General features: G+C 74.8%; 23 protein-coding genes. 13 read left to right on the top strand and 10 right to left on the bottom strand.

Annotation, left to right across the window (positions count from 1 at the left end):
- Positions 1 to 35: 35 nt before the first annotated feature.
- Complete coding sequence (locus LWC33_RS07305; protein WP_233303471.1) at positions 36 to 1,211, bottom strand: ABC transporter permease; 1,176 nt, start codon at positions 1,209 to 1,211, stop codon at positions 36 to 38.
- Positions 1,208 to 2,095, bottom strand: coding sequence for an ABC transporter ATP-binding protein (locus tag LWC33_RS07300; RefSeq protein WP_233303470.1), 888 nt, complete (start codon positions 2,093 to 2,095; stop codon positions 1,208 to 1,210). The genes LWC33_RS07305 and LWC33_RS07300 overlap by 4 nt, the downstream gene beginning before the upstream one ends.
- A 140-nt stretch (positions 2,096 to 2,235) precedes the next feature.
- Between LWC33_RS07300 and LWC33_RS35855 the strand changes: the two genes are divergently transcribed.
- From LWC33_RS35855 to LWC33_RS07270, 6 genes are all read left to right on the top strand, one after another.
- On the top strand, positions 2,236 to 5,625 hold the full coding sequence (locus tag LWC33_RS35855; protein ID WP_233303469.1) for a S41 family peptidase: 3,390 nt from the start codon (positions 2,236 to 2,238) through the stop codon (positions 5,623 to 5,625).
- A gap of 177 nt (positions 5,626 to 5,802) precedes the next feature.
- A complete protein-coding gene (gene mfd, locus LWC33_RS07290; protein ID WP_233303468.1) occupies positions 5,803 to 9,366 on the top strand; it encodes a transcription-repair coupling factor in 3,564 nt (1,187 codons plus the stop codon).
- A 76-nt stretch (positions 9,367 to 9,442) separates the two neighbouring features.
- On the top strand, positions 9,443 to 10,552 hold the full coding sequence (locus LWC33_RS07285) for a sensor histidine kinase (protein WP_233303467.1): 1,110 nt from the start codon (positions 9,443 to 9,445) through the stop codon (positions 10,550 to 10,552).
- Positions 10,549 to 10,701, top strand: a complete 153-nt coding sequence (locus LWC33_RS07280; protein ID WP_233303466.1) for a hypothetical protein — start codon at positions 10,549 to 10,551, stop codon at positions 10,699 to 10,701. The genes LWC33_RS07285 and LWC33_RS07280 overlap by 4 nt, the downstream gene beginning before the upstream one ends.
- Positions 10,702 to 10,830: 129 nt before the next feature.
- Positions 10,831 to 11,664, top strand: coding sequence for a hypothetical protein (locus LWC33_RS07275; protein WP_233303465.1), 834 nt, complete (start codon positions 10,831 to 10,833; stop codon positions 11,662 to 11,664).
- The gene (locus LWC33_RS07270) at positions 11,646 to 12,287 is read left to right on the top strand and encodes a response regulator (protein ID WP_233303464.1); all 642 of its coding nucleotides are present in this window, start codon (positions 11,646 to 11,648) and stop codon (positions 12,285 to 12,287) included. Before LWC33_RS07275 ends, LWC33_RS07270 begins: the two co-directional genes overlap by 19 nt.
- On the opposite strand, the gene LWC33_RS07265 is transcribed toward LWC33_RS07270, so the two are convergent.
- Positions 12,284 to 13,027 (bottom strand): VOC family protein, encoded by a 744-nt coding sequence (locus LWC33_RS07265; protein ID WP_233303463.1) that lies wholly within the window; start codon positions 13,025 to 13,027, stop codon positions 12,284 to 12,286. The genes LWC33_RS07270 and LWC33_RS07265 overlap by 4 nt on opposite strands.
- A 186-nt stretch (positions 13,028 to 13,213) precedes the next feature.
- Here LWC33_RS07265 and LWC33_RS07260 point away from each other — a divergent pair, with 186 nt between their 5' ends.
- A complete protein-coding gene (locus LWC33_RS07260) occupies positions 13,214 to 13,666 on the top strand; it encodes an RDD family protein (protein ID WP_233303462.1) in 453 nt (150 codons plus the stop codon).
- Between the two features lie 23 nt (positions 13,667 to 13,689).
- On the opposite strand, the gene LWC33_RS07255 is transcribed toward LWC33_RS07260, so the two are convergent.
- A complete protein-coding gene (locus LWC33_RS07255; protein ID WP_233303461.1) occupies positions 13,690 to 13,980 on the bottom strand; it encodes a hypothetical protein in 291 nt (96 codons plus the stop codon).
- A 233-nt stretch (positions 13,981 to 14,213) separates the two neighbouring features.
- Between LWC33_RS07255 and LWC33_RS07250 the strand changes: the two genes are divergently transcribed.
- Positions 14,214 to 15,125 (top strand): hypothetical protein, encoded by a 912-nt coding sequence (locus tag LWC33_RS07250; protein WP_233303460.1) that lies wholly within the window; start codon positions 14,214 to 14,216, stop codon positions 15,123 to 15,125.
- Between the two features lie 34 nt (positions 15,126 to 15,159).
- A complete protein-coding gene (locus LWC33_RS07245; RefSeq protein ID WP_233303459.1) occupies positions 15,160 to 16,080 on the top strand; it encodes a nucleoside triphosphate pyrophosphohydrolase in 921 nt (306 codons plus the stop codon).
- A 34-nt stretch (positions 16,081 to 16,114) separates the two neighbouring features.
- Here the strand turns inward: LWC33_RS07245 and LWC33_RS07240 are convergent, their stop codons facing one another.
- The 5 genes from LWC33_RS07240 to LWC33_RS07220 form a co-directional block, all read right to left on the bottom strand.
- Complete coding sequence (locus LWC33_RS07240; RefSeq protein ID WP_233303458.1) at positions 16,115 to 17,590, bottom strand: hypothetical protein; 1,476 nt, start codon at positions 17,588 to 17,590, stop codon at positions 16,115 to 16,117.
- A 287-nt stretch (positions 17,591 to 17,877) separates the two neighbouring features.
- A complete protein-coding gene (gene efeB / locus LWC33_RS07235; protein WP_233303583.1) occupies positions 17,878 to 19,104 on the bottom strand; it encodes an iron uptake transporter deferrochelatase/peroxidase subunit in 1,227 nt (408 codons plus the stop codon).
- A 92-nt stretch (positions 19,105 to 19,196) separates the two neighbouring features.
- A complete protein-coding gene (gene efeO, locus LWC33_RS07230; protein WP_233303457.1) occupies positions 19,197 to 20,357 on the bottom strand; it encodes an iron uptake system protein EfeO in 1,161 nt (386 codons plus the stop codon).
- A gap of 20 nt (positions 20,358 to 20,377) precedes the next feature.
- A complete protein-coding gene (efeU, locus tag LWC33_RS07225; protein WP_233303456.1) occupies positions 20,378 to 21,202 on the bottom strand; it encodes an iron uptake transporter permease EfeU in 825 nt (274 codons plus the stop codon).
- Between the two features lie 183 nt (positions 21,203 to 21,385).
- Entirely contained in the window at positions 21,386 to 21,796 is a 411-nt protein-coding gene (locus LWC33_RS07220) for a tetratricopeptide repeat protein (RefSeq protein WP_233303455.1), read from the bottom strand.
- Between the two features lie 177 nt (positions 21,797 to 21,973).
- Between LWC33_RS07220 and eno the strand changes: the two genes are divergently transcribed.
- Genes eno through LWC33_RS07205 form a run of 3 tightly spaced genes read left to right on the top strand, consistent with a single transcriptional unit; the run spans position 21,974 to position 24,288 of the window.
- Complete coding sequence (eno, locus tag LWC33_RS07215; RefSeq protein ID WP_233303454.1) at positions 21,974 to 23,263, top strand: phosphopyruvate hydratase; 1,290 nt, start codon at positions 21,974 to 21,976, stop codon at positions 23,261 to 23,263.
- A 4-nt stretch (positions 23,264 to 23,267) separates the two neighbouring features.
- Positions 23,268 to 23,795 carry an FtsB family cell division protein gene (locus LWC33_RS07210; RefSeq protein ID WP_233303453.1) on the top strand — a complete coding sequence of 176 codons (528 nt, stop codon included), beginning with the start codon at positions 23,268 to 23,270 and terminating at the stop codon, positions 23,793 to 23,795.
- Positions 23,796 to 23,817: 22 nt separating this feature from the next.
- Positions 23,818 to 24,288, top strand: coding sequence for a DUF501 domain-containing protein (locus tag LWC33_RS07205; protein ID WP_372476564.1), 471 nt, complete (start codon positions 23,818 to 23,820; stop codon positions 24,286 to 24,288).
- A gap of 19 nt (positions 24,289 to 24,307) precedes the next feature.
- Here the strand turns inward: LWC33_RS07205 and LWC33_RS07200 are convergent, their stop codons facing one another.
- On the bottom strand, positions 24,308 to 25,927 hold the full coding sequence (locus tag LWC33_RS07200) for an acyl-CoA dehydrogenase family protein (RefSeq protein ID WP_233303452.1): 1,620 nt from the start codon (positions 25,925 to 25,927) through the stop codon (positions 24,308 to 24,310).
- A 108-nt stretch (positions 25,928 to 26,035) separates the two neighbouring features.
- On the opposite strand from LWC33_RS07200, the gene LWC33_RS07195 reads away from it, so the two are divergent.
- Positions 26,036 to 26,575: Ppx/GppA phosphatase family protein (locus LWC33_RS07195; protein WP_443719698.1), on the top strand; the 540-nt coding region annotated here is incomplete at its 3' end.

Genomic DNA, 26,575 nt, shown 5'->3' with positions numbered 1-26,575 from the left:
CTCAGTCCCGTGCTCTGCCCGTGCTCTGCCCCGGCTCAGCCCCGTAGCGCCTCGGCCCAGCCCACCCGGGCGCCGGTGCGCAGGACCGAGTTGCGGTAGATCCGGGCCGCGACGGCCACGACCCCGACGATCGCGGCGAGCGTGAGCGCCACCGCGATCAGCACCTCCCACCAGGCCGCCACGCCGAGCGCCTGCCGGGCCGGCATCAGCGTGGGTGCGAAGAAGGGGACGAACGACAGCACCGTGGCGAGGGTGTTGCGCGGGTCCCCGGGCAGCACCGACACCGCGAAGACGAACGGCATCAGCAGCGGGAACATGATCGGGGCGACGAGGGACTGCAGCTCCTCCTGCCGCGACACCATCGAACCCGCCGCCGCGTAGACCGAGGCGTAGAGGAAGAACCCCAGCAGGTACCACACCACCGCCGCGGCCAGGGCCGGCGCGGCGGCGGACGGCGCGCTGAGCAGCCCGGTGGCGCTGCCGACCACGACCCCGATCGCACCCAGGATCAGCAGCTGGAACAGGCCGACGGCGCCGAGCCCGAGCACCTTCCCGGTGAGCAGGTGCACCGGCCGGATCGTGGACAGCAGCAGCTCCACGACTCGGCTGGACTTCTCCTCGACCACGCCCTGCGCGACCGCCGACCCGTAGCCGATCAGCGACATGAACAGCAGCACGGACGTGACGATCGCCAGGCCGAGCCGCTGCCCGCGCTCCGGGTCGTCGGGTTCGAGGGTCGCGACCGCGACCGTGCCCTGCGCCGCGACCGCGGCCGGGTCCTGTCCCGCGGCCCGCAGCGCCTCGTCCTGGGTCGTCTGCCGGACCACGGTGGACACCAGGTTCTGCAGCTCGGTGCCGACGGCGTCGAGCCCGGTCAACGTCCACCCGGGGGCACGGTCGAGGACCGCGTCGAGGTCCCCGGCCCGCACCTGCGCCGCGCCCTCGGCGGCGTTCACCTCGTGGATCGTGAGCGTGCGGCCGGCCGCCGACGCCGCCTGCTCCAGGGCCGGGACCAGGGGCTGCGCGGCCGGGGTGACCCCCATCGTGTCCGACGACGTCCGGCTGCCGACGAACTGGAAGATCAGCGCGTAGATGCCGAAGATCACCAGGGAGATCACGATCCCGACGGCGAAGCTCCGCGACCGCACCTGCGTGCCGAACTCGCGGCGCGCGACCAGCCCGACCGCCTGCCCCGGGGAGAGCCCGTTCACGCCGCACCCCCCGACACGACGTCCCGGTAGAGCTCGGTCAGCGGCGGACGGTAGGGCGCGAACTCGTGCACCGGCCCGGCCGCGAGGGCCGCGGCCAGTACCTCCTGGTCCGACGACCCGGACAGCTCGACCCGCGTCCGCCGGCCCTCCCGGGCGACGACCGTGACCCCCGCCAGCCCGGCCGCCCAGTCCGACTCGGGGCCGACGACGTCGATCCGCTCGACCCCGCCCGAGCGCAGCTCCTCGACGGTCCCGACGGCGACCATCCGGCCGGCGGCGATGATGCCCACCCGGTCGCACAGCCGTTCCACGAGATCGAGCTGGTGCGAGGAGAAGATCACCGGCACCCCCTCGTCGGCCTTGCCGCGCAGCACGGCGCTCATCACCTCCACCGCCGTCGGGTCGAGCCCGGAGAACGGCTCGTCGAGCACCAGCAGCTCGGGTGCGTGCACGAGCGCCGCGGCGAGCTGGACGCGCTGCTGGTTGCCGAGGGAGAGCTTCTGGACCTCGTCGCGCAGCCGCTCGGCCACGCCGAGCCGCTCGGTCCACGACCGCACCGCACGCTCCGCCTCGGCGGCGGGCACGCCGTGCAGCCGGGCCAGGTAGGTGAGCTGCTCGCCGACCCGCATCTTGGGGTAGAGCCCGCGCTCCTCGGGCATGTACCCGATCCGCCGGCGCACGTCGGCGTCGACGGGCCGCCCCTGCCACCGCACCTCGCCGGCGTCGGCGGCGAGCACGCCGAGCACGATCCGCATCGTCGTGGTCTTGCCCGCGCCGTTGCTCCCGACGAACCCGAACACCTCGCCGGGCCGCACGTCGAACGTGACCCCGGCCAGCGCCGTGCGCCGCCCGAACCGCTTCTCGAGTCCCCCGACCTCCAACACGTGGCCGAACCCTAGTCGATCTCGTGGAGCCGGTGCACGATCTGCCCGTTTCGCGCTGATCCCTCGGGTGGGTCGCCGGATACCCGCCCGCCCGGCCGCCGTCGCCGGGTCCTGTCGGACCCGACGGTTACGGTGGCGCCGTGTCCCGCAGTTACCTCCGCTTCCCCCATCTCGCCGGCGACACGGTCGTGTTCGTCGCCGAGGACGACGTCTGGACCGCCCCGCTCGCCGGGGGCCGCGCCGTCCGCCTGACCGCCGACGACGTCCCGGCCGCCCGGCCCCGGTTCTCGCCGGACGGCACGCTGGTCGCCTGGACGTCGTGGAAGGACGGGGCGCCCGAGGTCCGGGTCGCCGACGCGGAGGGCGGCGCCGCCCGGCGCCTCACGTTCTGGGGGGACGTGCGCACCCGGCTGGCCGGCTGGACCGCGGACGGGCAGGTGCTCGCGGTCTCCGCGATCGGGGAGCACACCGGCGCCAACACCTGGGCGTACACGGTCCCGGCGCAGGGCGGGCGGCCCCGGCGACTGGACTACGGGCCGGTGTCGGCGGTCGCGCAGGGCGACCCCGGGGTGCTCGTGGGCCGCACCATGGCCCGCGACATGGCCTGGTGGAAGCGCTACCGCGGCGGCACGGCCGGCACGCTCTGGTGGGACCCCGAGGGCAGCGGTGAGTTCCGCCGGATCCTCGCCGAGCTCGAGGGCCAGCTCGACGCCCCGATGCTGGTCGGCGACCGCATCGCGTTCCTCTCCGACCACGAGGGCTGGGGCAACCTGTACTCGGTGGACCGCGCGGGCCTCGGCGACCTGCGCCGGCACACGGACCACGGCGGCGAGGGCGCGTCCGCCTTCTACGCCCGGCACGCCACCACGGACGGCAGCCGCGTGGTCTACGAGTCCGCGGGCGAGCTGTACCTCGTCGAGTCGCTCGATCCCGCCGACGACAGCGGGCCGCGCCGCCTCGAGATCCGGCTCGGTGGCCCCCGGACCGACCGCGAGCCGCACCGGATCACCACCGCCGCCTGGGTCGGTGGCGCGTACCCGGACCGGACCGGGCGCGCGAGCATCGTGGGCGTCCGAGGCACGGTGCACCGCCTCACGCACCGCGACGGCCCGGCCCGCACCCTGCTCGCCGAGCCGGGCGTCCGGGCGCGGATGGCCCAGCCCCTCGGTGCGGACCGCGCGATCTGGGTCGACGACGCCACCGGCGAGGACGCCGTCGCGATCTCCCCGCTCGATCCGCACGCCGACGGCGCGACCGCGCTCGTCCGGTACGGCTCGGGTGAGCTCGGCCGGGTGCTGGAGCTGGAGCCCTCGCCGGACGGCTCGCTCGCCGCGCTCGCCACGCACGACGGCCGGCTCCTCCTGCTCGACACCGCCACCGGCGCCCTGCGCGAGCCGGCCCGCGGGGCGGCGGGGGAGATCGCCGGGCTGGCCTTCTCCCCGGACTCCCGCTGGCTGGCCTACGAGGACCCGGTGGAGCCCGAGCTCAGTCGGATCATGCTCGTGCAGCTGGCCGAGGGGGACCGGCCCGACACCCTCGTCGCGGTCACCGAGCCGCGGTTCGTCGACACCGACCCGGTGTTCACGGACGACGGGAGGTACCTGGCCTTCCTCTCGCGCCGCAGCTTCGACCCGATCTACGACGAGCACTCCTTCGACCTCACCTTCCCGGCCTCCTGGCGCCCGTTCCTGGTGCCGTTGGCGGCCCGCACGCCGTCGCCGTTCGGCGCGGGGCCGGACGGCCGCCCCGTCTCCGCCGCCGACGAGGAGCCGGAGGACCTGCCGGCCCCGGAGAGCAGCGACGAGGCCGAGGCCGCCGAGAGGGCCGCCGAGAAGGCCGCGGAGAAGGCCGCGGAGAAGGCCCTGGAGAGGGCCGGCGAGGCGGCGGACGACGCCGCGAAGGACGGGAAGAAGGACGTCCCGCCCGAGACGGTGATCGACGTCGAGGGCCTGACCGCCCGCGTCGTCCCGATCCCGGTCCCCGAGGGCCGCTACCGCGCGCTCGGCGCCGCAAAGGACTGCCTGCTCTGGCTGTGGGTGCCGGTCACCGGTGTGCTCGGCGAGGGCCGGCACGGCGGCGACGACCCGCGCCCGGTCCTCGAGCGCTACGACCTGAAGAAGCGCAAGGTCGACACCATCGCCGACCCGGCCGACGGCTACGCGGTCAGCGGCGACGGCAACCGGCTCGTCGTGCGGGACGGCCGGACGCTGCGCCTGCTGCGCCCGGACCGCTCCGGGTCGTCGGCACCGTCGGAGGGCGACGCGGACGAGTTCGAGATCGACGTCCGGCGCATCTCCGTGACGATCGACCCGGCCGCCGAGTGGCGCCAGATGTTCGACGAGGCGGGCCGACTGATGCGGGACCACTTCTGGATCGAGGACATGGCCGGCGTCGACTGGGCCGCCGAGCTGGAGCGGTACCGGCCGCTGGTCGACGCGGTCGGCAGCGCGGACGACCTGGTGGACCTGCTCTACGAGGTCCAGGGCGAGCTGGGCTCGTCGCACGCGTACGTGGTGGGCCGCGGCGCGGGCGGGGACTGGACGGGCCGGCCCGGCGTGCTCGGCGCGGATTTGGAGCCGGACGGCGACGGCGGCTGGCGGATCGCTCGGGTGCTCCCGCCGGAGACCTCGGCGCCCAGCGCGCGCAGCCCGCTGTCCGACCCGGGCGTCGACGTCCGGGAGGGCGACGTGCTGCTCGAGGTCGGCGGCCGGCCGGTCGACCCGGAGCTCGGTCCGGCCCCGCTGCTCGTGGGCACCGCGGGCACGCTGACCGAGCTGACGATCCGGACGGTCCCGGGGGAGGTGCGCCGGGTCGTCGTGCGGCCCCTCGGCACGGACGCGACCCTGCGCTACCACGACTGGGTCGCGGGGCGGCGGGCGTTCGTGGCCGACCGCTCCGACGGCCGGCTCGGCTACCTGCACGTGCCGGACATGGTCGCCTCGGGCTGGGCCCAGCTGCACCGCGACTTCGCCCGGGAGGCCCGGCGGGACGGGCTGGTGCTCGACGTCCGCGGCAACTCCGGCGGGCACACGTCCCAGCTGGTGATCGAGAAGCTGGCGCGCAGGGTGATCGGGTGGGACGTCGTGCGGCACGGCGCGCCCGCCACCTACCCGGAGGGGGCGCCGCGCGGGCCGATCGTGGCCGTGGTCGACGAGCACGCCGGCTCGGACGGAGACATCGTGACCGCCGCGTTCAAGCGGATGGGCCTGGGCCCGGTGGTCGGCGTCCGGACCTGGGGCGGCGTGATCGGCATCGACAGCCGCTACTCGCTGGTCGACGGCACCCGCGTGACCCAGCCGCGCTACTCGTTCTGGTTCGACGACCTGCACTGGTCCGTGGAGAACCACGGCGTGGACCCGGACGTCGAGGTCGTCGTGCGGCCCCAGGACTGGGTCGCCGGCCGGGACCCGCAGCTGGAGACGGCGGTCCGGATCGCCCTGGAGGCGCTGCAGACCTCGCCGCCGGTGGGCCCACCCGACCCCGCGACCCGCCCGAGCAGGGCCAAGCCGGTGCTGCCGCCGCGCCCCTGACCCGCGAGCCGGCACTCCCGGGCGTCCGGAGGCGACGCCCCGGGAGTGCCGCGGTGGCGCGGGACGTGCCGACCTGCGGGGAAGAAATCGGGCGGGCGTATCGTCGTCACTCAACGACCCCCGTACGGGCACCCGACCCGGGCAGGGGTCTGTCCGCATGCCCTCCCGAGGAGTCCCGTGGCCGCACCACTGTCCGGTCTGCTCACCGCCGCCCTCTCCGACCCCGGCCTGGGTGCGGCGCTCGACGCCGCCCGCGCGGTCGACACCCGCACGGCCGACACACCCGCCGTGCGCGCGGAGGGCCCCGCCGCGTTGCGGCCCTTCCTGGCCGCGGGCCTGGCCGCCGACGGCACGGTCCTGGCCGTGACCGCCACCGACCGCGAGGCCGAGGAGCTGGCCGCGGCCGCGACCGAGCTGATCGACCCGGCCGCGGTGGCCGTGCTGCCGAGCTGGGAGACCCTGCCGCACGAGCGGCTCTCCCCGCGCCCCGACACCGTCGGCCGCCGGCTCACCCTGTTCCGGGCCCTGGGCTCGGAGAACCCGCCCCGGCTCGTCGCCGCGGCGGCACGCAGCCTGATCCAGCCGGTGGCGCCCGGGCTGGGCACCCTCGACCCGATCACGCTGCGGGTCGGCACCGAGTACGAGTTCGAGCAGCTGCTGGAGCGGCTGGTCGAGCTGGCCTACACCCGCGTCGAGATGGTCACCGCGCGCGGTGAGTTCGCCGTTCGCGGCGGCATCCTCGACCTGTTCGTGCCGACCGCCGACCACCCCGTCCGCATCGAGTTCTGGGGCGACGAGGTCTCCGAGCTGCGCGCCTTCTCCGTCGCCGACCAGCGGTCGATGGACGAACCGGCGGTCACCGAGGTCGTCGCGCCGGCCTGCCGCGAGCTGCTGCTCACCGGGCCGGTCCGCGAGCGGGCCGCCGCGCTGGCCCGCGAGCACGAGAACAACCCGCAGCTGCGCGAGCTCCTGGAGCACCTCGCCGAGGGCATCCCGGCGGAGGGCATGGAGTCGCTGATCCCGGCCCTGGTCGGCGGGGAGCTGCAGCTGCTCACCGACCTGCTGCCCGCGCGTTCCCGCGTGCTGGTCGCCGACCCCGAGCGCGTCCGCACGCGCAGCCACGACCTCGTCCGCACCGGGCAGGAGTTCCTCGAGGCCAGCTGGCTCGCCGCGGGCACCGGCGGCACGGCCCCGATCGACGTCGGCGCCTCGGCCTACCGGGACCTCACCGAGGTCCTCGAGCACGCCACCGCGACCGGCCGGGCCGTCGTCAGCCTGTCCCCGCTGCTCTCCGGGGCCGACGACGCCGTGGTGCCCGGCATGCACGAGATCGAGTCCTACCGGGGCGACACCGACCGTGCACTCGTCGACCTGCGGGCGCACACGGCGGCCGGCGGGGCAGCGGTCCTGGTCGTCGCGGGCCAGGGCACAGCACAGCGGAGCCTGGAGCAGCTCGGTGAGGCCGAGGTGCCCGCCACGCTGATCGAGGGGCTCACCGACGCCCCCGAGAAGGGCCTGGTCACGGTCACCTGCGGGCGGATCGCCGACGGCTTCACCGCGCCGGAGATCGGCCTGGTGCTGCTGTCCGAGGCGGACCTGACCGGTACCCGCGCCGGCCTGGACACGACCACGCGGAAGATGCCCGCCCGTCGTCGCAACGCCGTCGACCTCGCCGCGCTGCAGCCCGGCGACCACGTGGTGCACAACCAGCACGGCATCGGCCGGTTCGTCGAGATGCGCGAGCGCACGGTGCAGGGCGCCACCCGGGAGTACCTGGTCCTGGAGTACGCCTCGAGCAAGCGTGGCCAGCCCGCGGACCGGCTGTTCGTGCCGACGGACGCGCTCGACGAGATCAGCCGGTACGTCGGCGGCGAGCAGCCCTCGCTGAACAAGCTCGGCGGCGCGGACTGGGCCAAGACCAAGGGCCGCGCGCGCAAGGCCGTCCGGGACATCGCGGCCGGCCTGGTGCAGCTCTACGCGGCGCGGCAGTCGTCGCCCGGCCACGCCTTCGGCGCGGACACGCCGTGGCAGCGCGAGCTCGAGGACGCCTTCCCCTACACCGAGACGCCCGACCAGCTCGCCGCGATCGACGAGGTCAAGCGGGACATGGAGCGGCCGGTGCCCATGGACCGGGTGATCTCCGGCGACGTCGGCTTCGGCAAGACCGAGATCGCCGTCCGCGCGGCGTTCAAGGCGGTGCAGGACGGCAAGCAGGTCGCGGTGCTCGTACCGACCACGCTGCTGGCCACCCAGCACCTGCAGACCTTCGCCGACCGCATGCGCGCCTTCCCGGTGACGGTGAAGGGGCTGTCCCGGTTCACCGACGCGGGCGAGGCCAAGGAGACGATCGAGGGGCTGGCCGAGGGGACCGTCGACGTGGTCGTCGGGACGCACCGGCTGCTGCAGACCGGGATCCGGTGGAAGGACCTCGGCCTCGTGATCGTCGACGAGGAGCAGCGCTTCGGTGTGGAGCACAAGGAGCACATCACCGCCCTGCGCACCCACGTCGACGTGCTCACGCTGTCGGCGACGCCGATCCCGCGGACGCTGGAGATGAGCCTCGCGGGCATCCGCGAGATGTCCACGATCACCACCCCGCCCGAGGACCGGCACCCCACGCTGACCTACGTCGGCGCCTATGACGACAAGCAGGCCGCCGCCGCGATCCGGCGCGAGCTGCTGCGCGACGGCCAGGTGTTCTACGTGCACAACCGCGTGTCGACCATCGACAAGGCCGCGCGGAAGGTGCAGGAGCTGGTGCCCGAGGCGCGCGTCGGCGTCGCGCACGGGCAGATGAACGAGGACGTGCTGGAGCGGACCGTCAACGCCTTCTGGCACCGCGAGTTCGACGTCCTGGTCTGCACGACGATCGTCGAGAACGGCCTGGACATCTCCAACGCCAACACGCTGATCGTCGAGCGGTCGGACACGCTGGGCCTCTCCCAGCTGCACCAGCTGCGCGGGCGCGTCGGCCGTGGCCGCGAGCGCGGCTACGCCTACTTCCTGTTCCCGCCCGAGCACCCGCTCACCGAGACCGCGCACGACCGGCTCGCCACGATCGCGCAGCACTCCGAGCTGGGCTCGGGCGCGGCCGTCGCGATGAAGGACCTGGAGATCCGCGGCGCGGGCAACATCCTGGGCGCCGAGCAGTCCGGCCACATCGCGGGTGTCGGGTTCGACCTGTACATCCGGCTGGTCGGCGAGGCCGTCGCGGCCTTCCGCCAGCAGGCCGGCGGCGGGCCGGGCGAGGAGGAGCCGGAGCCGCTGGCCGAGGTGCGGGTGGACCTGCCGGTCGACGCGCACGTCCCGCACGACTACGTCGACGGCGAGCGGCTGCGCCTCGAGGCCTACCGGAAGATCGCCGAGGCGGCCGACGAGGCGGCGCTGGAGGCGATCGTCGAGGAGCTGAAGGACCGGTACGGCGAGCCGCCGCAACCGGTGCTCAACCTGCTCGCGGTCGCGCGGTTCCGGCAGCTGTGCCGCGAGCTGGGCATCGGCGAGGTGGCCGGGGCGGGCACGCAGATCCGGATCGGTCCGGTCGAGCTGCCCGAGTCCAAGCAGATGCGGTTCAAGCGGCTGCACCCCAAGGGGCAGTACAAGGCGGCGGCGCGGCTCGTCTCCGTGCCGAAGCCGGCGGCCGGCAACCGGATCGGCGGGGCGGCGCTGCGCGACACCGAGCTGCTCGACTGGCTGACGGCGCTGGTGAAGGAGCTGGCGGCCCCGGTCGCGGTGACTGCCTGAGGGACGCTGGACGGTCGTCCAGCGCTGAGCAGCGGGATGTAACGGCGTGGTCGCGCCCTGCGACCAGCCCCGCGACATGTCGACAGCGGCCCTCCTCGACCGGTTCGCCCTGCGCTACGCGGCGGGCGCCCGGGCGCTGGTCGGGATGCTGATGGCGGTGGCCGCGCCCTTCGCCGACCCGCCCGTGGGTCCGGGGGTCTGCGGCGCGGTGGCGGTCGCCCTGTTCGGGTGGAGCGCGGCCTACCTGTTCCTGATGCGCACCCGGCCGCAGACCTGGGTGTGGGTCGTGGACATCGCGGTGATGTGCGCGCTGTGCCTGGCCCAGTCGCTGCTCGTGGACCCGGCGTTGCTGCTGCGGATGCTGGGGTGGGTGTCGCCCGTGGCGTCGGTCGCGGTCGTCGCGTTGCAGTGGCACGTGCGGCCGCTGCCGGGTGCTGTGGCGGCCGCCGCGGTGTGCGTCGCGTTCGTGGTCGGGGCCGCGGTCGCTCCGGAGGTCACGGTGGGGCAGGCGTTGGGCGTCGGCGGCCTCTGGACGGCCGTGGAGGCCGGGCTGTCCCGGCTGGTGCGGCGGCTGGTGGACCGCGGGGGCGAGGTGGCCGACGAACGGATGGCGCGCCGGTTCGCCGCCGAGCGCGAGGCCGAGCTGGCCCGGGCGCGCCGGGCCGAGCAGCGCGCGCACTGGGCGACGGTGCACGACACCGCCGCGAGCACGCTGCTCATGGTCGGGCTCGGCGGCGTCGCCGGCCGCGAGCCGTGGCTGCGCGAGCAGGTGGCCCGGGACGTCGCCGCCCTGGACGGCGTCCCCGTCGCCGCGGGGTGTCTGCAGGACGTCGTCCGGCGGGCGGTCGGGGGAGCCCGGATCCGGGTGGACCTCGACGTCGACGGCGACCTGTGGTTGCCGGCCGAGGCCGCGGGCGCCCTGGGCGGTGCCCTGGCCGAGGGGCTGGAGAACGTCGCTCGGCACGCCGGGACCGGCCACGCGCAGGTCACCGCGGTGGTCGACGAGGGTCGGGCGCACGTGACCGTGCGCGATGCCGGGCGGGGCTTCGACCCCACGCGGGTGCCGGCGGGCCGGATCGGGCTGGCCCTGTCGGTGGCCGAGCGGATGGCGGGGGCCGGTGGCCGGGCCGTCGTCCGGTCGCGGCCGGGGAAGGGCACCGAAGTGCGGCTGGAGTGGCCGCGGTGAGCGGGCGCGCCGGGGAGGCACCGGGCGATCTCGAGGTCCGGCTGCTCCGGGGCCTGCGGATCGCGCAGACCGTGATCACGCTCGTGATCCTCGTCGGGCTCAGCCTGCCGAACCTGCTCGCCGGGGCGTCGGCGTTCCACCCGGGGTAGGCCGGGCCCGTCGGCTGGGGCCTGTTCGTCCTCGTCGCCGCCGTCGACGCCGTCCTGGTCGCCCGGCACCGCTTCTGGGGCCGGGCCCGCCTCCCGGTCGCGCTCGGGGTGCTGGCGGTCGCGGTCCTGATGGCGTTGACCCTGGACCCCACGCAGGTCGCCGGGCCGGCGCACGTCGGGTACGGCGTCGTCGGCTGGATCTGGGTGCTGCTGTTCGCCGGCGCCCGGCTGCGCGGGTTCGTCGCCCTGATCGCGATGCACCTGCTGTTCGTGCTCGGTCTGCTCGTCGCGAGCGGGCGGACCGACCGGATCACGCTGGTGGCCTTCGCGATCACGGCGGTGGGCGTGACGTCGTTCCAGCTCGCCATCGCGCTCGCCGGGTCGGCGCTGCGCACGGTGGCCCGGCAGGCCGCCGACGCCGCCGCGTCGGAGGCGCGGGCTCGCACGGCGGAGGAGGTCGCCCACACGCTGCACGCCGACCGGGAGGCCCGGTACGCGGAGCTGCGCGCGGTGGCGCTGCCGCTGTTGCAGGGGATCGGCGACGGCACGCTCGCCCCCTCCGATCCCGAGGTGCAGCAGGCGGCGGCCCGGGCGGCCGCGCGGCTGCGCCGGATGTTCGCCGAGGAGGGCGACGCGGCCGACGCGCTTGCCGCCGAGCTCGCCGCACTGATCGACATCGCGGAGCGGCGCGGCGTGGTGGTGCGCTACTCGGAGCGCGGCCGGCGCCCCGTCCTCCCGCCCGACGCCGCCGGCGCCCTGCTCGCGTCGGCGGAGGCGGCCCTGCACGCGGCGCGGGCCGCGGCGCGGGTGACCCTCGCCGGCGTCGGCGGGGCGGTCGTCGTCGGGGTGGTGACGGACGGCGCCGCGCGGGTACCGGTGCTGGACGTCGCGGATGTGGGTACCAGCACGGTCGAGGCCGGCGGTGCGACATGGGTGGAGGCGAGATGGGCCCCTCGATCGTGATCGTCGACGATCACCCGGCGATCGTCGACGGCGTGCGCGCCTGGTGCGCCCGCGCCGAGCCGGAGATCCGGGTGCTGGCCTCGGGCCCGCGCGTGGAGGTGGCGCTCGGGGAGCCCGACGCCGACGCCGTGGTGTTCGACCTGCAGCTCGAGCCGGGCGCGCCGGCGTTCGGGGACCTGACCCGGCTCGTCGACGCCGGCCGCCGCGTCGTCGTCTACTCGCAGCACGCGGACAGCGACACCGCCCTGCGCTGCCTCGAGCTGGGCGCCGCGACCTACCTGACCAAGGCGGAGGGGCCGGAGCACCTGATCCCGGCGCTGCGCGCGGCGGTGCAGGACCGGCCGTACACGCCGCCGGTGCTCGGCGGGGCGATAGCCGCGGACCCCCGGCCGGACCGCCCGGCGCTCTCGGAGCGCGAACGCGAGGTTCTGCTCGCCTGGTTCGAGAGCGACTCGAAGCAGCTGGTGGCGGAGCGTTTCCACCTGTCGGTGAAGACCGTGGACACCTACATCGGCCGGGTGCGGATCAAGTACGCCGACGCCGGCCGCCCGGCCACCACCAAGGCCGCGCTGGTCGCCCGCGCCCTGCAGGACGGGCTGATCGACCTGGCCGGTCTAGGCTAGGACGTCGCAGGCTCCGTCGCCCCCGGGCGGAGCACGCAGAACTCCCCGCCCCAGGGGTCGGCCAGGACCACCCACGTGACCTCCTGCTGATCCTGCCCGACGTCCGTCCGGGTCGCGCCGCGCCGCTCCAGCTCGGCCACCGCCGCGGCCTGGTCGTCGACCGGGTCGACGTCGACGTGCAGCCGGTCCTTGGCGGTCTTGGGTGCCGTCGCGGACAGGAACTCCAGCCACGGCAGGCCGGCCGGCGGGCGCAGGCCGGCCACGCTGCCGTCGTCGCGGCCGACGGGCAGACCCGCCGCCGCGGACCAGAACGCGGCGGCCGCCGAGGGCTCCGGCACGTCGACGACGATCGCGGCCAACGCACCGGTCTCGGCGTACTCCGCGCGGGGATCCAGCACGCAGAACTCGTTGCCCTCCGGGTCGGCGAGCACCACCCAGGGGACGGCGTGCTGGCCGACGTCGGCGGGCCGGGCGCCGAGCCGCACCGCACGTTCGACGAGCTCGAGCTGATGACCGGGCGAGCTGCTCGCGAGGTCGAGGTGGACCCGGTTCTTCCCGCTGTGCGGCTCCGCCACGGGCACGAACACCAGATCGAACGTCCAGGGCGCGTGCGGGGACCGGACGTCGACCTCGTCGTCCGCCTCGTGCGCCACCGGCCAGCCGAGCAGCTCGGCCCAGAACCGGGCCAGGCGCCGCGGGTCCGCGCTGTCGACCACGACGTTGGCCAGCCGGTGCGTCATCGCCGCAGCGTACGGGCCGGATCGGCGGAATGCCCGGACCGACGCGGGGCCCGGCACCTACGGGGCGGTGGACCGCAGGCACCGGGCGCCGTCGACGGTAGGTCGGGTTCGGGCGGGCGGGGATCCGGCGATCGCCCGACACCCCGGTCGGAGCGCCGGCGATCGCTGCCCACGGCGCCGGCGCCGGTGCCGCAGTATCCGCCGCACCCGCCGCAGCCCGTCCCGCCGCGGCCCGACTACGCGTCGTGGGGCTCCCGCGTGGGCTCGACGCTGGTCGACGGGCTGATCCCGGGCGTCGTCGCCTCGCTGGGGCTGCTCGGCCTCGCGGTCTCGAACGATCTCGGGGTCGTCCTCGCGATCGCCGGGGTCTGCTACCTCGCCGCCTTCGCCCTCGCGCTGTGGAACACCTGCTACCGGCAGGGTAGGACGGGGCAGAGCCTCGGCAAGCAGGTGATGGGCACGCGGCTCGTCCGGGCCCGCGACGGCGGGACGCTCGGCTTCTGGGCCACGCTCGCCCGTCAGCTCGCGCACGTCCTCGACGCCGCGCCGCTGTACCTCGGCTACCTGTGGCCGCTCTGGGACGAGCGGCGGCAGACCTTCGCCGACAAGGTGTGCGACACGGTGGTCGTCAGGGCCTGACCGGCGAGAACGTCGTCAGGGCGTCAGCCGCCGATCGCGGCGAGTCCGCGCTGGAGATCCTCCAGGTTCATGGCGGGCACGATCTCGACCACCGCGCCCATCCTGAACAGCGGCTCCTGGATCTTCGGGAGCTGGGCCGGGTCGTCCAGGTCGAAGACCGCGATGAAGGTCCGCCGACCCCGCACGGGCGCGAAGTAGGTGGCCTCGGGCTGGATCAGTTCGATCGTCGCCTGGACGGTCTTGGCCATGTCGCCGCTGACGACGGCCGCACTTCCCTTGTCCACGTCGGGCTGGGCGATGAGCAACATGCGCATGACAGACCTCCGTCCGGTCGGCCGACCCCGACCGCCATGAAGCCCCGGACACCGCGACCAGGTCGGCCTCCGCGTGACGACTCCGGCAGTTCGGGCAGCACAGCCTCCCGCCACGCTCTCCGGAGCCGCAATACGCAGAACTACGAACGCGGTGTGCGACACGATCGCCGTCCGGACGGGCCGGACGGGGTCGGGTGACCTGGCACACGTCGTGCCGTGAGAGGGTGATCGCCGTGCGGAGCATCGGACGCCCGGGCCGGATCAGCCGAGTCGTCGTCGCCGCGTGCGCGGTGGCCGCGGTGGCCGCGGGGTGCGGCAGCGGCCCCGGCCAGGTCGGGTCGGCGGTGATCGTGGCGGACCGGTCGGTGGGCCTCGGCGAGGTCCAGTCCCGGATCGACACGGCGCTGGCGCACAAGGCCGCACTCTCCGCGCAGAGCACCGGCGAGATCGCCGACGCGGACATCGCCCGGTACGTCGTGAGCACGCAGGTCAGCCACGAGCTGATCACCGCGGCCGCGGCGCGGGAGGGGATCACCGTCGGCGAGGACCGGGTCGACGCCCTGCTCGCCGACCCCTCGGCCCTGCGGCTCGACCGCAGCCTGTTCGAGGGCGCCGCCCTGCGCGACCGGGCCCGGGACCGGCTGCTCGCGATCGCCCTCGCCGAGAAGCACGTCGACGGCCTGGCGGTCACCGCCGATCTGGTGGCCGCGACCTCGCAGGCCGACGCCGAGGAGAAGGCCCGCGCGATCGCCGCCGGTGGCGACCGGGCCCGCGAGGTGCTGGCCGACCCGCGCACCGCCCAGCCCGGCCAGACCTACCGCGCCGCGACCGATCCCGACAGCGCCACGACCGTGCTCTTCGGCACCCCGGCCGGGCAGACCGTGGCCTTCCAGCCCTCGCCCGGGCAGGGCGTCTGGCTGGTGCTGCACGTGATCGACCGCGTGACGGACGCGCCCGCGCAGGGCCCGTCGGCGGCCGCGACGATCGACCAGGACACGCTGGCGTCGATCGGGGAGCGGCTCACCCAGCCCGACGCCGGGACGGTCCAGGTCAACCCGCGGTTCGGGATGTGGGACCCGGTCCGGATGCGGGTGGTCGCCGAGGGTCAGCAGGCCGGCAGCATCATCGGGCCGGCCGGGGCCTGAGCCCGGGCCGGCGGCGCCGGGGGAGACTGGACGCGTGGCTGCCACGGTGATCGTCCTGTCCCGGCGGCTCGGCGCCGTCCTGCCGGCCGCCGCGCTGCCCGCCCTGCGCGCCGCCCCCGCCGTGTACGCGGCCCCCTCGGTGCCCGAGGAGCTCGCCCGGGCGGCCGGGGCAGAGCCCGTCGGGGAGGACGCCGGTGACCTGCCGGCCGACGCCGTGCTGCTGACCTGCGAGCCGACCGCGGACGCCGTCGCGGTGCCGGAGCCGGAGGGCGCCGCGCTGCTCGACGCGGTGGCCGTGATGGACCGGCTGCGCTCGCCGGGTGGCTGCCCGTGGGACGCCGAGCAGACCCACGAGTCGCTGCTGCAGTACCTCGTCGAGGAGTGCTACGAGCTGTACCAGGCGATCGAGGACGGCGACCGCGCCGACATGCGGGAGGAGCTGGGCGACGTCCTGCTCCAGGTGCTGTTCCACGCCCGGGTGGCGCAGGAGGCGGCCGAGGGCGCGTTCGACGTCGACGCGGTGGCCGACGGGCTGGTGGCCAAGCTCGTCGGGCGGCACCCGCACGTCTTCGCCGGCTCGGAGCGGATCGAGACGGCGACCGCGCAGGAGGGACGCTGGGAGGAGCTCAAGCGCGCAGAGAAGCAGCGCAGCTCCTCCGTCGACGGGGTGCCGCTGGGGCAGCCGGCCGTCGCGCTCGCCGCGAAGCTGGTGTCCCGCACCGCCCGCGCCGGGTTGCCCGAGGACCTGCTGCCCGCCGGCGACGGGGTGGGGGAGGAGCTGTTCCGGCAGGTCGCGCGGGCGAAGCTGGGCGGCGCCGACCCGGAGGCCGAGCTGCGCACCGCCGCCCGCGCCTTCGCCGAGCGGGTTCGCGCCGCCGAGCGCTCCGCCGCCGCCGAGGGCGCCGACCCGCACGCCCTCGACCCGGAGACCTGGCGCCGCGCCTGGCCCGCCTGAGCGGCGGGGCCGGGCGCGGCGGTCGGGTCCGGGATCAGTTGTCCTGCTGGTTCTGCTGCTTCGGCGCCCCGGCCACCTTCGGCGGCCCGGCGTGCACCAGGTCCTGGCAGCCGAGGTTCTGCCACGAGGTGGTGAGCCGCTGGGTGAGGAAGCCGAACAGCGTCTTCGCCGCGGCCGGGTCCGGCGAGGGCGCGGCCTGCAGGAGGTCGCGGTCCCGGGCCAGCCGGTCCGGGGCGACGGCGGCCAGGTTGCGGCAGTAGGCCGCGCCGTCCCCGGGGTCGCCGGCGCCGAGCGGCGCCATGTCGACCCCGGCCCGGTACAGGTTCGTCTTCGCCGTGCTCGTGCGGTCGTCGACCTTCACCATCGGGTCGTTCAGCGGCACCGTCGCGGCGGGCGCGGGCTGGTCGGCGGCCGCCTGCAGCTCGTTCAGCGCGAGCGAGGAGGTCGGCGCGCCGCCCGCGGTGAGGTCGGGGGCGGTGAACGGCGTGCACCCGAGCGCGGGGTCGATGGCGCTGGCCAGCAGCCCGTTGTCCGACGCGTTGGTCAGCACCGTGCCACCGAGGCCGGCGTTCGCGGGGGCGTCCTGCGCGATCCGGCCGTCGCGGGTGGCGCGGTACCGGGTGACGAGGTTGTCGCTCTGGTCCTGGTCGACGACACCGAAGTCGCGGGTCGTCGGGCACGGCCGGCCGTCGCGGCCGGTGCCGAGCGCCGGGACCTTCAGCATCCCGGCCTTGATCGCGGCGTTCGCCGCGCCGAAGAAGGCCGGGCCGTTGCAGTGCGCGAACTGGCCGAAGGGGGAGCCGGGCGTCCCGTTCACGCAGGTCTGCGCGTCGGCGGCGGAGGTGCGCAAGGTCAGGGTGTCGCCCTGGAACCCGAACCAGACGCCGACCACGGCGTTCGCCGGCAGGGTCACGGGGACGGGCGCGGCGGCGGGCTGCGAGCCCTCGTCGATCACCAGCGGGTGGTACACGGACAGCTTGCCGGTGGCCGGGTCGAGGATCGTGGCCTCGACGAAGGCCGACTGGACCGTGTTCGCCTCGTGGCAGTCGCCGCCGTCGCCGGTGCCGCGCAGCCGGTAGGGCGTGGCGAGACCGCCCGCGGTGAGCGGCGCGGGCGGCACGGTGAGCGTGCAGTTCGGGTTGGGCGTCTTCTGCTTCTGCACGCCGTTCTGCTGGTTGCCGTTCTGGTTCTGGTTGCCGTTCTGGTTCTGGTTGCCGTTCTGGTTCTGTGCGGCGTTCTGCTGCTGGCCGGTCGCCTGCTGCGCGGCGTGCCGGCCACCGGCCTTGCGGCCGTCCTCCGTGCCGGGTTGCGGGGCGCCGTCGGCCGGGGCGGTCGCTGCGGTCTGCTGCGCCTGGTCCGCCGTCGCCCCCGACGTGCCCGCCGTCCGCCCCGCCGCGAAGGCGGGGGGGACCGCGGCGCCGACCGCGACGGCGGCGAAGGCGAGGAGGACCAGCAACAGCGCGGGTCCGGGGGAGCGCCGTGCGCGCTCCACGGTGTGGCGTGAGCCCATCCGGGGAACCTCTCGTCCTGCGGGCGCCGTCCCGGGTGACGCCGGTCCGGGGCCGACGCGCGGGGCGGGCCCGGTCCGGGCCGAGGGGGAGCGCCCGCGCGACGGGACAGACGCTAGATCCGTTGCGCGCCGGAACGAGTCGAGCTGAGAGACCGGGTTGCCCGGCCGCGGCGAACAGCCCTCCCCACGCGACGACACGCCGTGGAGCGGGGCGTTCGGGGCCGGTGGCTGCTCCGGTCGGCGGCAGGTGCTCTCAGTTCGGACACCGGGCCACGGACCGGGACGTCTCAGGCGAAGAGGCCCTGGCCCCAGTACTCCCCGTCACGCAGGCCGGGTGGGACGGCGAAGAGGGCGGAGCCGTTGTGCTCCAGGTACTCCATCATCTTGTCCTTGTTCGCCAACGCCCGCTGGATCGGCACGAACTGCGTCTGCGGGTTGCGGACGAAGGCGAGGAAGAACAGGCCGGCGTCGAGGTGGCCGGAGCCGTCCGAGCCGTCGACGAAGTTGTAGCCGCGGCGCAGCATCTTCGCGCCGTCGTGCGACTCGGCCGACGCCAGCCGGATGTGCGCGTCGGTCGCGATCGCCGGCTGCCCGTCCGGGCCCTTGGCCGAGAAGTTCGCGAGATCGAACTCCTTCTGGCCGCTGAGCGGGTTGCCCTCGCCCTTGCTGCGCCCGACGATCTGCTCCTGCTCGTCGAGCGACGTGCGGTCCCAGATCTCGATGTGCATCCGGATCCGGCGGGCGACCAGGTACGACCCGCCCGTCATCCAGTCCGGCCCGTCGCCGGGCTGCACCCAGACGTTGGTGTCGAGCTCCGTGGGTTCCTCGGCCTTGAGGTTGTTGGTGCCGTCCTTGAAGCCGAAGAGGTTGCGCGGGGTGTCCTGCGCGGTCGAGGTCGACGACGTGCGGCCGAACCCGAGCTGGGACCACTTCACCGAGGCGGTGCCGAAGCCCATCCGCACGAGGTTGCGGATCGCGTGCACCGCGACCTGGGGGTCGTCGGCGCAGGCCTGCAGGCAGACGTCGCCGCCCGAGCGGGCCGGGTCCAGGTTGTCCCCGGTGAACGCGGGCAACGGCGCCAGCGCGGCCGGCATCCGGTCCTGCAGGCCCAGCTTCTCGAAGAACGAGGCACCGAACCCGATCGTCAGGGTCAGCGACGCGGCCGGCAGCCCGAGGGCCTCGCCGGTGTCGGTCGGCGGGGCGTACTTGTTCAGCCCGACCGCGCCGTTCTCGGTGACCTCCTGCCCGGCCGTCATCCGCTCGGCCGCGGTGGTCCATTTCTGCAGCAGCCGCTGGACCTCGGCCCGGTCGGTGCTGGTCAGGTCCAGGGCCACGAAGTGCAGCCGGTCCTGCGCCGGCGTGACGATCCCGGCCTGGTGCGTGTCCCGGAACGGGACGACGCCCGGACGGTCCGGCCCTCCGCCGGAGGCCCCGGCGGCGTAGCCGATCGCCGCGCCGGCGCCGGCCAGCGCGACGCCGGCCCCCGCGTAGCCGAAGAGCCGCCGCCGGGACAGCCCACCGCCGCCGTCGCCGCCGCTGGGCGGGTCGGTGGTCGGCGGCTCGACGGGTGGGCTCTGCGGGGCCGAGGACGGGGACCGGCTCGCACTCACGACGTGACGACTCCTGCGACCTGGGAGACCGGCTCGGCGAGTGCGTCGACGGAGTCGGCCATCTTCTTGGTGTCCTCCGGGGTCAGCTGCGTGTAGAGCACGAAGCCGCCGTCCGGCGTGCGGTAGCCCTCGAGCAGCTTCTCCACGTCGGCGAAGCGCTGGTCGAGCGTCGGGCCCAGGTTCGGGTCCTTCTCGTCGATCACCGGCCGGAGCGCGGCGATCGCGGCCTGGCTGCCCTCGACGTTGGCCTTGAAGTCGTAGAGGTCGGTGTGGGAGTAGCGGTCCTCCTCACCGGTGATCTTGCCGGTGGCGACCTCGTCCAGCAGCTCCTTGGCGCCGTTGGCCAGCTGCGGCGGGCTGAGCTGCAGGGACGGGATCCGGCCCTGCAGATCCTTGAGGTCCGTCATCAGCTGGTCGGCGACCTGGGCGGAGTCCGGCTGCAGGCCGGTGACCCACAGGTCCTTCTCCAGCCGGTGGAAGCCGGTCCAGGCCACACCCGGGTCGCGCTCGTCGTCCTCGCGGCCGTCGACCTTGGGGTCGACGTCGCCGAAGGACTCGGCGACCGGCTCGATCCGCTCGTAGTAGGTGCGCGCCGTCGGGAACTGCGCCTTGGCCTGGTCCACGTTGCCGGCCTTGACGGCGTCGACGAAGCCCTGGGTGGTCTGGATCAGCGCGTCGGTCTGCGAGCTGATGTACCGCGTGTAGCCGGCGGTGGCGTCGGCCAGCTTGGCGTTGGTGTCCGTGGAGCGCTGCGCCGTGCCGGTCACGGTGAAGGGCGCGCGGATGCCGTCGCCGACCATGCCGGGCTTGCAGGCGGTGGTGTAGCTGCCGCCGTCGGGCACCTCGACGAGCAGGTCACGGGACAGGCCGGGGCCGATGTTCTCGACCTCGCCCATGATCCGGTCGCCGGTGCCGTAGAGGTAGAACTCGGTCACCTTCGTGCCCGTGTTCTTCACGGTGAAGGAGATGTTGCCGGCGGGTACCTCGGTGGCGGACACCTCGCAGGTGGTGTCGCCGGCGTTCACCGCGATCGGCCCGCCGCCGCCCTGGGCGGCCGGGGGTTGGGCCGTGCTGGTGCAACCGGCGAGCAGCAGGGCGGTGCCGGCCGCGAGCACGGCGGCGCCTGCTCTGCGGTGATCCGGGGTCCTGCGGGACATGGGCGTTCTCCTCGGTGATGTCACGCGGCGGCGGCGGTGGTGGACCGCGTGCGCTGGGGCAACAGGAACAGCGTCAGGACGACCGCGACGTAGAGGCACCAGACGATGGCCTCCAGCACCGTGGTCCGGGGGGAGAAGTTGAGGACGCCCTTGAGCAGCGTCCCGTACCAGGAGTCCGCCGGGACCTGGGCGCTGACGTCGAACGCCAGCGTGTTCAGGCCGGGCAGGAAGCCGGCCTCCTGCAGGTCGTGGACGCCGTAGGCGAGGATGCCCGCGGCCACGAAGACCAGGAAGAAGCCGGTGACGGTGAAGAACTTGGCCAGGTTGATCCGCATCGCGCCGCGGTAGATCAGGTAGGCGAGCGCCACGGCGATGGCGATGCCGATCAGGAAGCCGATGAGCGGCTGCAGGGTCTCACCCGCGGCCTGGGCGGCGGAGAAGAAGAAGACGGCGGTCTCCAGGCCCTCGCGGCCCACGGCCAGCGTGGCCATGACGACGACGGCCACCGGCCCCATCTTGATCGCGGCCTCGAGCTTGCCCTCCAGCTCGGACTTCAGCGCCCGGGCGTTGGACCGCATCCAGAAGATCATCCAGGTGACGAACCCGACGGCGATGATCGACAGCGACCCGCCGAGGCCCTCGGAGGCCTGGAAGGTGAGGGCCTGCTCGGCGAGGGTGAGCCCGAGCGTGACGACGATGCTGACCAGGATCGCGAACGTGACGCCCGCCCAGACCTTCGGCAGCTCGTGCCGGCGCTCGGTGCGGACGAGGAAGGCGACCAGGATGCTGACGACCAGCGAGGCCTCGAGGCCCTCGCGCAACCCGATCAGGGCGTTGCCCAGCACCGTCCCGCTCTCCTCTGTGTCGGCGTACCTCCGCTGAGGTGAGGCTCAGCGGACCGAGGTGAGGCTAGCTTCTCGATCGGGGGACGCGGTAGGCCCGGTTCGGCGGGCTGAACTGGACCTATGTCCGATTTGCGATGAAGGTCCGGATGTGGATCGGCCGTGACGTGCGGTGCGAGGGCGCTGCTACTCGGTGATGCGCGCGATCCGCGCCCGCACCTCGCCCAGCGCCTCCTGGTACTCCGGGCGCGGGTCCATCACCGTGGCCAGCTGCAGCTGGCCCTTGGCCTCGCCCAGCCGGCCCTGCCGCTGCAGCGCCTTGCCGAGCGCGAAGCGGGCGTAGTGGTCCGCCGGGTCGAGCTCGAGCACCCGGCAGAAGGCCTCCTCGGCCTTGGCGAGCTGGGCCGAGTCGAGGTAGGCGCGGCCCGCGAGCAGGTGGACGGACGGTGCGTTCGGCTGGCTCTCCAGGGCGGGGAGCAGGGCCTGCAACGCGTCGAGCGGCCGCCGGTCGGCGAGGAGCAGCTCGGCGCGGCGGAAGCCCTCGAAGACGCGGTTGCGGGCACGCGGACCGGGTCCCGAAGCAGGCTGACTCGTCATGGTCATTCCTACGGTAGGCCGCGGACGAGCGATCCGCGAGGTCTTGACACGGGGCGACCGCCGGGCACCGGGGCGTGACGTCCACGGCTCGGCGGCGGTTCGCCGCCCTGATCACGGGGCCCGGTGGTTACCCTGACCCGCGAGTTCCGGCGAGCCGGAGAGAACAGGAGCTATTGGGTGGCTGTCATCGAGCAGGTCGGCGCACGCGAGATCCTCGACTCGCGGGGGAACCCCACGGTCGAGGTCGAGGTCGCGCTGGACGACGGGACGCTGGAGCGCGCCGCGGTCCCCTCCGGGGCCTCGACGGGCGAGCACGAGGCCGTCGAGCTCCGCGACGGGGACCCGAAGCGGTACGGCGGCAAGGGTGTCGAGAAGGCCGTCGCCGCGGTCCTCGACGAGATCGGCCCGGAGCTGACCGGGCTGGACGCGGTGGACCAGCGCCTGGTCGACCAGCGCCTCGTCGACCTCGACGGCACCCCGGACAAGTCGCGGCTGGGCGCGAACGCGCTGCTCGGCGTCTCGCTGGCGGTGGCGAAGGCCGCGGCCGAGTCGTCGGGCCTGGAGCTCTACCGCTACGTCGGCGGGCCGAACGCGCACGTGCTCCCGGTGCCGATGATGAACATCCTCAACGGCGGCGCGCATGCGGACACGTCGGTCGACGTCCAGGAGTTCATGGTCGCGCCGATCGGCGCCGAGTCGTTCCGCGAGTCGCTGCGCTGGGGCGCGGAGGTCTACCACGCGCTCAAGTCGGTGCTGAAGGAGAAGGGCCTGTCCACCGGCCTCGGCGACGAGGGCGGCTTCGCGCCGGACGTCGCGGGCGGCACCAAGGGCGCGCTCGAGCTGATCTCCACGGCGATCGGCAAGGCGGGCTTCACACTCGGGACGGACGTCGTGCTGGCGCTCGACGTGGCCGCCACCGAGTTCTTCTCCGACGGCGTCTACCGCTACGAGGGCAAGGAGCTCTCCTCGGCGGACCTGGCGAAGGTGTGGGCCGAGCTGGTCGACTCGTTCCCGCTGGTCTCGATCGAGGACCCGCTGGCCGAGGACGACTGGGACGGCTGGGTCTCGCTGACCGAGTCGCTCGGCGACAAGGTCCAGCTCGTGGGCGACGACCTGTTCGTCACCAACCCCGAGCGGCTCGAGGACGGCATCGACCGCGGCGCCGCCAACGCGCTGCTGGTCAAGGTCAACCAGATCGGCACGCTGTCCGAGACGCTCGACGCGGTCACGCTGGCCCACAACAACGGCTACCGCTGCATGATGAGCCACCGCTCGGGGGAGACCGAGGACGTGACCATCGCCGATCTCGCCGTCGCCACCGGCTGCGGCCAGATCAAGACGGGCGCGCCCGCGCGGTCCGAGCGGGTCGCCAAGTACAACCAGCTGCTCCGCATCGAGGAGAGCCTGGGCGACGCCGCGCGCTTCGCCGGCGAGCTGGCCTTCCCGCGGTTCACGCCGGGGGCCTGACCGCGTGGCGGGTGAGGCGCGGGTCCGCGAGCGGGCCGCCGCCCGGGCGGACCGGGGCGGGGCCGGACAGGCCCGCCCCGCGCCCGGTGGCCGGCGCGTGCGCGAGCCGCGGCTCACCCGCACCCGGAGCCGGGCGGGGACCGTGGTGGCCCGCACGAGCGGGCTGCTCGGGCTGTCCTCGACCCGGCGCGCGGCGATCCTCGCGATCGTCGTGTGCGCGCTGGCGCTGACCGTGGCCGTGGCGCTGCGCAACTACGTGGCGCAGCGGCAGGAGCTGGCCGCGGTCCAGCAGCAGCAACGCGCGCTGGCGGCCGAGGTCGCGCAGCTGCAGGAGCAGAAGGCGCGGCTGTCGAACCCGGACGAGGTCGCGGCCGAGGCGCGCTCGCGCCTCGGCTACGTCCGGCCCGGCGAGGTGCCCTACGTGGTGCAGCTGCCGGACACGCCCTCGCCGGCCGACGTGGAGGCCGCACGCAAGGCCACCCCCTGGTACCGCACCCTGTGGAGCGACGTGACCGAAGGAGCACCCCGATGAGGCCGGCGCTGTGAGCGACACGATCTCCGAGCAGGACCGGGAGTCCGTCGCCGCCCAGCTCGGCCGGCCGCCGCGCGGCATGCGGGCGGTGGCCTCCCGCTGCCCGTCCGGCCACCCGAACGTCGTGCAGACCTCGCCACGGCTGCCGGACGGCACCCCGTTCCCCACGCTCTACTACCTGACCTGCCCGCGGCTGGCCTCGCGCATCGGCACGCTCGAGGCCTCCGGGCTGATGAAGGAGATGACCGCGCGGCTGGCGGAGGACCCGGAGCTGGCGGAGCGCTACCGCCGGGCCCACGAGTCCTATCTCGCCGAGCGGGACGCGATCGAACCGCTGGGCACGAACGTCAGCGCCGGCGGGATGCCCGGCCGCGTGAAGTGCCTGCACGTCCACGTGGCGCACAGCCTCGCGAAGGGCCCCGGCGTCAACCCGTTCGGCGACGAGGCGCTGGAGCTCCTCGGCGACTGGTGGACCGGCACGGACTGCGCCTGAGCCGGCCTCGGCGCCGGGCTCACACGGCCGGGGTCACGCGCTCCAGCAGCGGCTTCGCCGCCGCCACGCCCTCGGGCAGGGTGCCGGCGGTGCGCCACGGGCCGTCGGGCTGCAGGCGGCCGGCCACGAAGGCGTCGGCGACCTCGGCCGGGGCGGTGCGCAGCAGCAGCGAGCCCTGCAGGCACAGCGCGAGCAGCTCGGCCAGGCGCCGGGCCCGCCGCGGCTCCGGGGCGCGGAACTCCACGCGGAGCTGCTCGACGGCCCGGTCGAAGCGCGCGTCGGCCCCCTGGGCGAGTGCGATCTCGTCGAGCACCGCGTCGACGGACTCCGGGGAGCGGGACAGGGCGCGGAGCAGGTCGAGCGCGGTGACGTTGCCCGAGCCCTCCCAGATCGAGTTCAGCGGGCTCTCCCGGTAGAGCCGCGGCATGGGCGACTCCTCGACGTACCCGTTGCCGCCCAGGCACTCCAGCGCCTCCGCGACGACCGCGGGCGTCCGCTTGCAGACCAGGTACTTCGAGGCGGGCAGCGCCAGTCGCAGGAACGCCGTCTCGCCGCGCTCGACGGCCCCGGCCAACCGGATCGCGAGCGTGGTCGCGGCCTCGGACTCCACCGCCAGCTCGCCGACCACGGCCTGCATCAACGGCTGGTCCGCCAGCAGCGCGCCGAACGCCGAGCGGTGCGTCACGTGGTGCGCCGCCTCGGACAGCGCGGCGCGGACCGTCCCCGCGGCGCCGAGCACGCAGTCGAGCCGGGTCATCGAGACCATCTCGATGATCGTCGCGACGCCCCGGCCCTCGTCGCCGACCCGCCACCCGACGGCACCGGAGTACTCCAGCTCGGCCGAGGCGTTCGAGCGGTTGCCCAGCTTGTCCTTGAGCCGCTGGATCCGCAGGGCGTTGCGGGTCCCGTCGGGCAGCACGCGGGGCAGGACGAAGCAGGTCAGCCCGCCCGGGGCCTGCGCGAGCGTGAGGAACAGGTCGTTCATCGGCGCCGAGGTGAACCACTTGTGCCCGACGAGGGAGTACGTGCCGTCGGCGGTCGGGGTGGCGCGGGTGGTCCCGGTGCGGACGTCGGAGCCGCCCTGCTTCTCGGTCATCGACATGCCGGCGAGCAGGCCGGGCTTCGACTCCGGGCGGGCGAGGCCGGGTGCGTAGGTGCGGGAGGCCAGGCCGGGCTCGTACCGCTCGGCGAGTTCGGGCGCGTGCCGCAGCGCCGGGACGGCCGCGTAGGTCATCGAGATCGGGCAGCAGTGCCCCTGCTCCAGCGTGCTGACCAGGTAGAACCCGGCGGCGCGGGCGAGGTGCGCGCCGTCGGCCCAGGGGGCCGCGTGCAGCCCGTGCTCCACGGACAGCTGCATCAGGGCGTGCCAGGACGGGTGGAAGTCCACCTCGTCGATCCGGTGGCCGTAGCGGTCGTGGGTGCGCAGGACCGGCTCGTGCTCGTTGGCCAGCCGCGCGTGCTCCCGGTACTCGGCCGACCCGACGGCCAGGGCGAGGGCCTTGAGGTCGGGCGCCGCGCCCTCGCGGCGCAGCGCGTCGGCCAGTCCGGGGTCGCACTCGAGCGGATCGAACCCGTCGAGCGGCGGGACCTGGTTCACGACGGTGTGGGTGCCCAGCTCGGTGCCCGGTGCCACGCTCATTACCGGAGGGTAACCCCGCGGCCGGTGGTTTCGGGAGCGCACGGCCCCCGGACCGTCCCGCCGGCCGATACGGTGAGCGGGAACGACCCCGAACCCACAGGAGCGCGCATGTCCCGGGTGGCCGCCATCGACTGCGGGACCAACTCGATCCGCCTGCTGATCGCCGACGTCACCGAGACCTTCGACGGCACGAAGGACCTGCGCGACCTGCATCGCGAGATGCGGATCGTGCGGCTGGGCAAGGGCGTCGACGCGACCCGACGGCTCGACCCGGAGGCCCTCGAGCGCACCCGCGTCGCCCTCGGCGACTACGTGGCGGCGATCCGCCGCAAGGGCGTCGAGCGGGTCCGGATGGTGGCCACCTCCGCCACCCGCGACGCCACCAACCGCGAGGACTTCTTCGGCATGGTCCGCGACGTCCTCGGGGTCGAGGCCGAGGTGATCAGCGGCGACGAGGAGGCCCGGCTGTCCTTCCAGGGCGCCGTCGGCGACCTCGACCCGGACGACGGTCCGTTCGTCGTCACGGACGTGGGCGGCGGCTCGACCGAGGTCGTGGTCGGCACGCTCGCCGACGGCGTCACCGCGGCCCGGTCCGTCGACGACGGCAGCGTCCGGCTCACCGAGCGCTGCCTGCCCGGCGCCCCGCCG

Origin of the sequence: Pseudonocardia terrae (genome assembly GCF_021343995.1) — a bacterium.
Classification (GTDB): domain Bacteria; phylum Actinomycetota; class Actinomycetes; order Mycobacteriales; family Pseudonocardiaceae; genus Pseudonocardia; species Pseudonocardia terrae.
The sequence above is the reverse complement of the archived record's forward strand: the minus strand, read 5'-3'. Positions and strand labels throughout refer to the sequence as shown.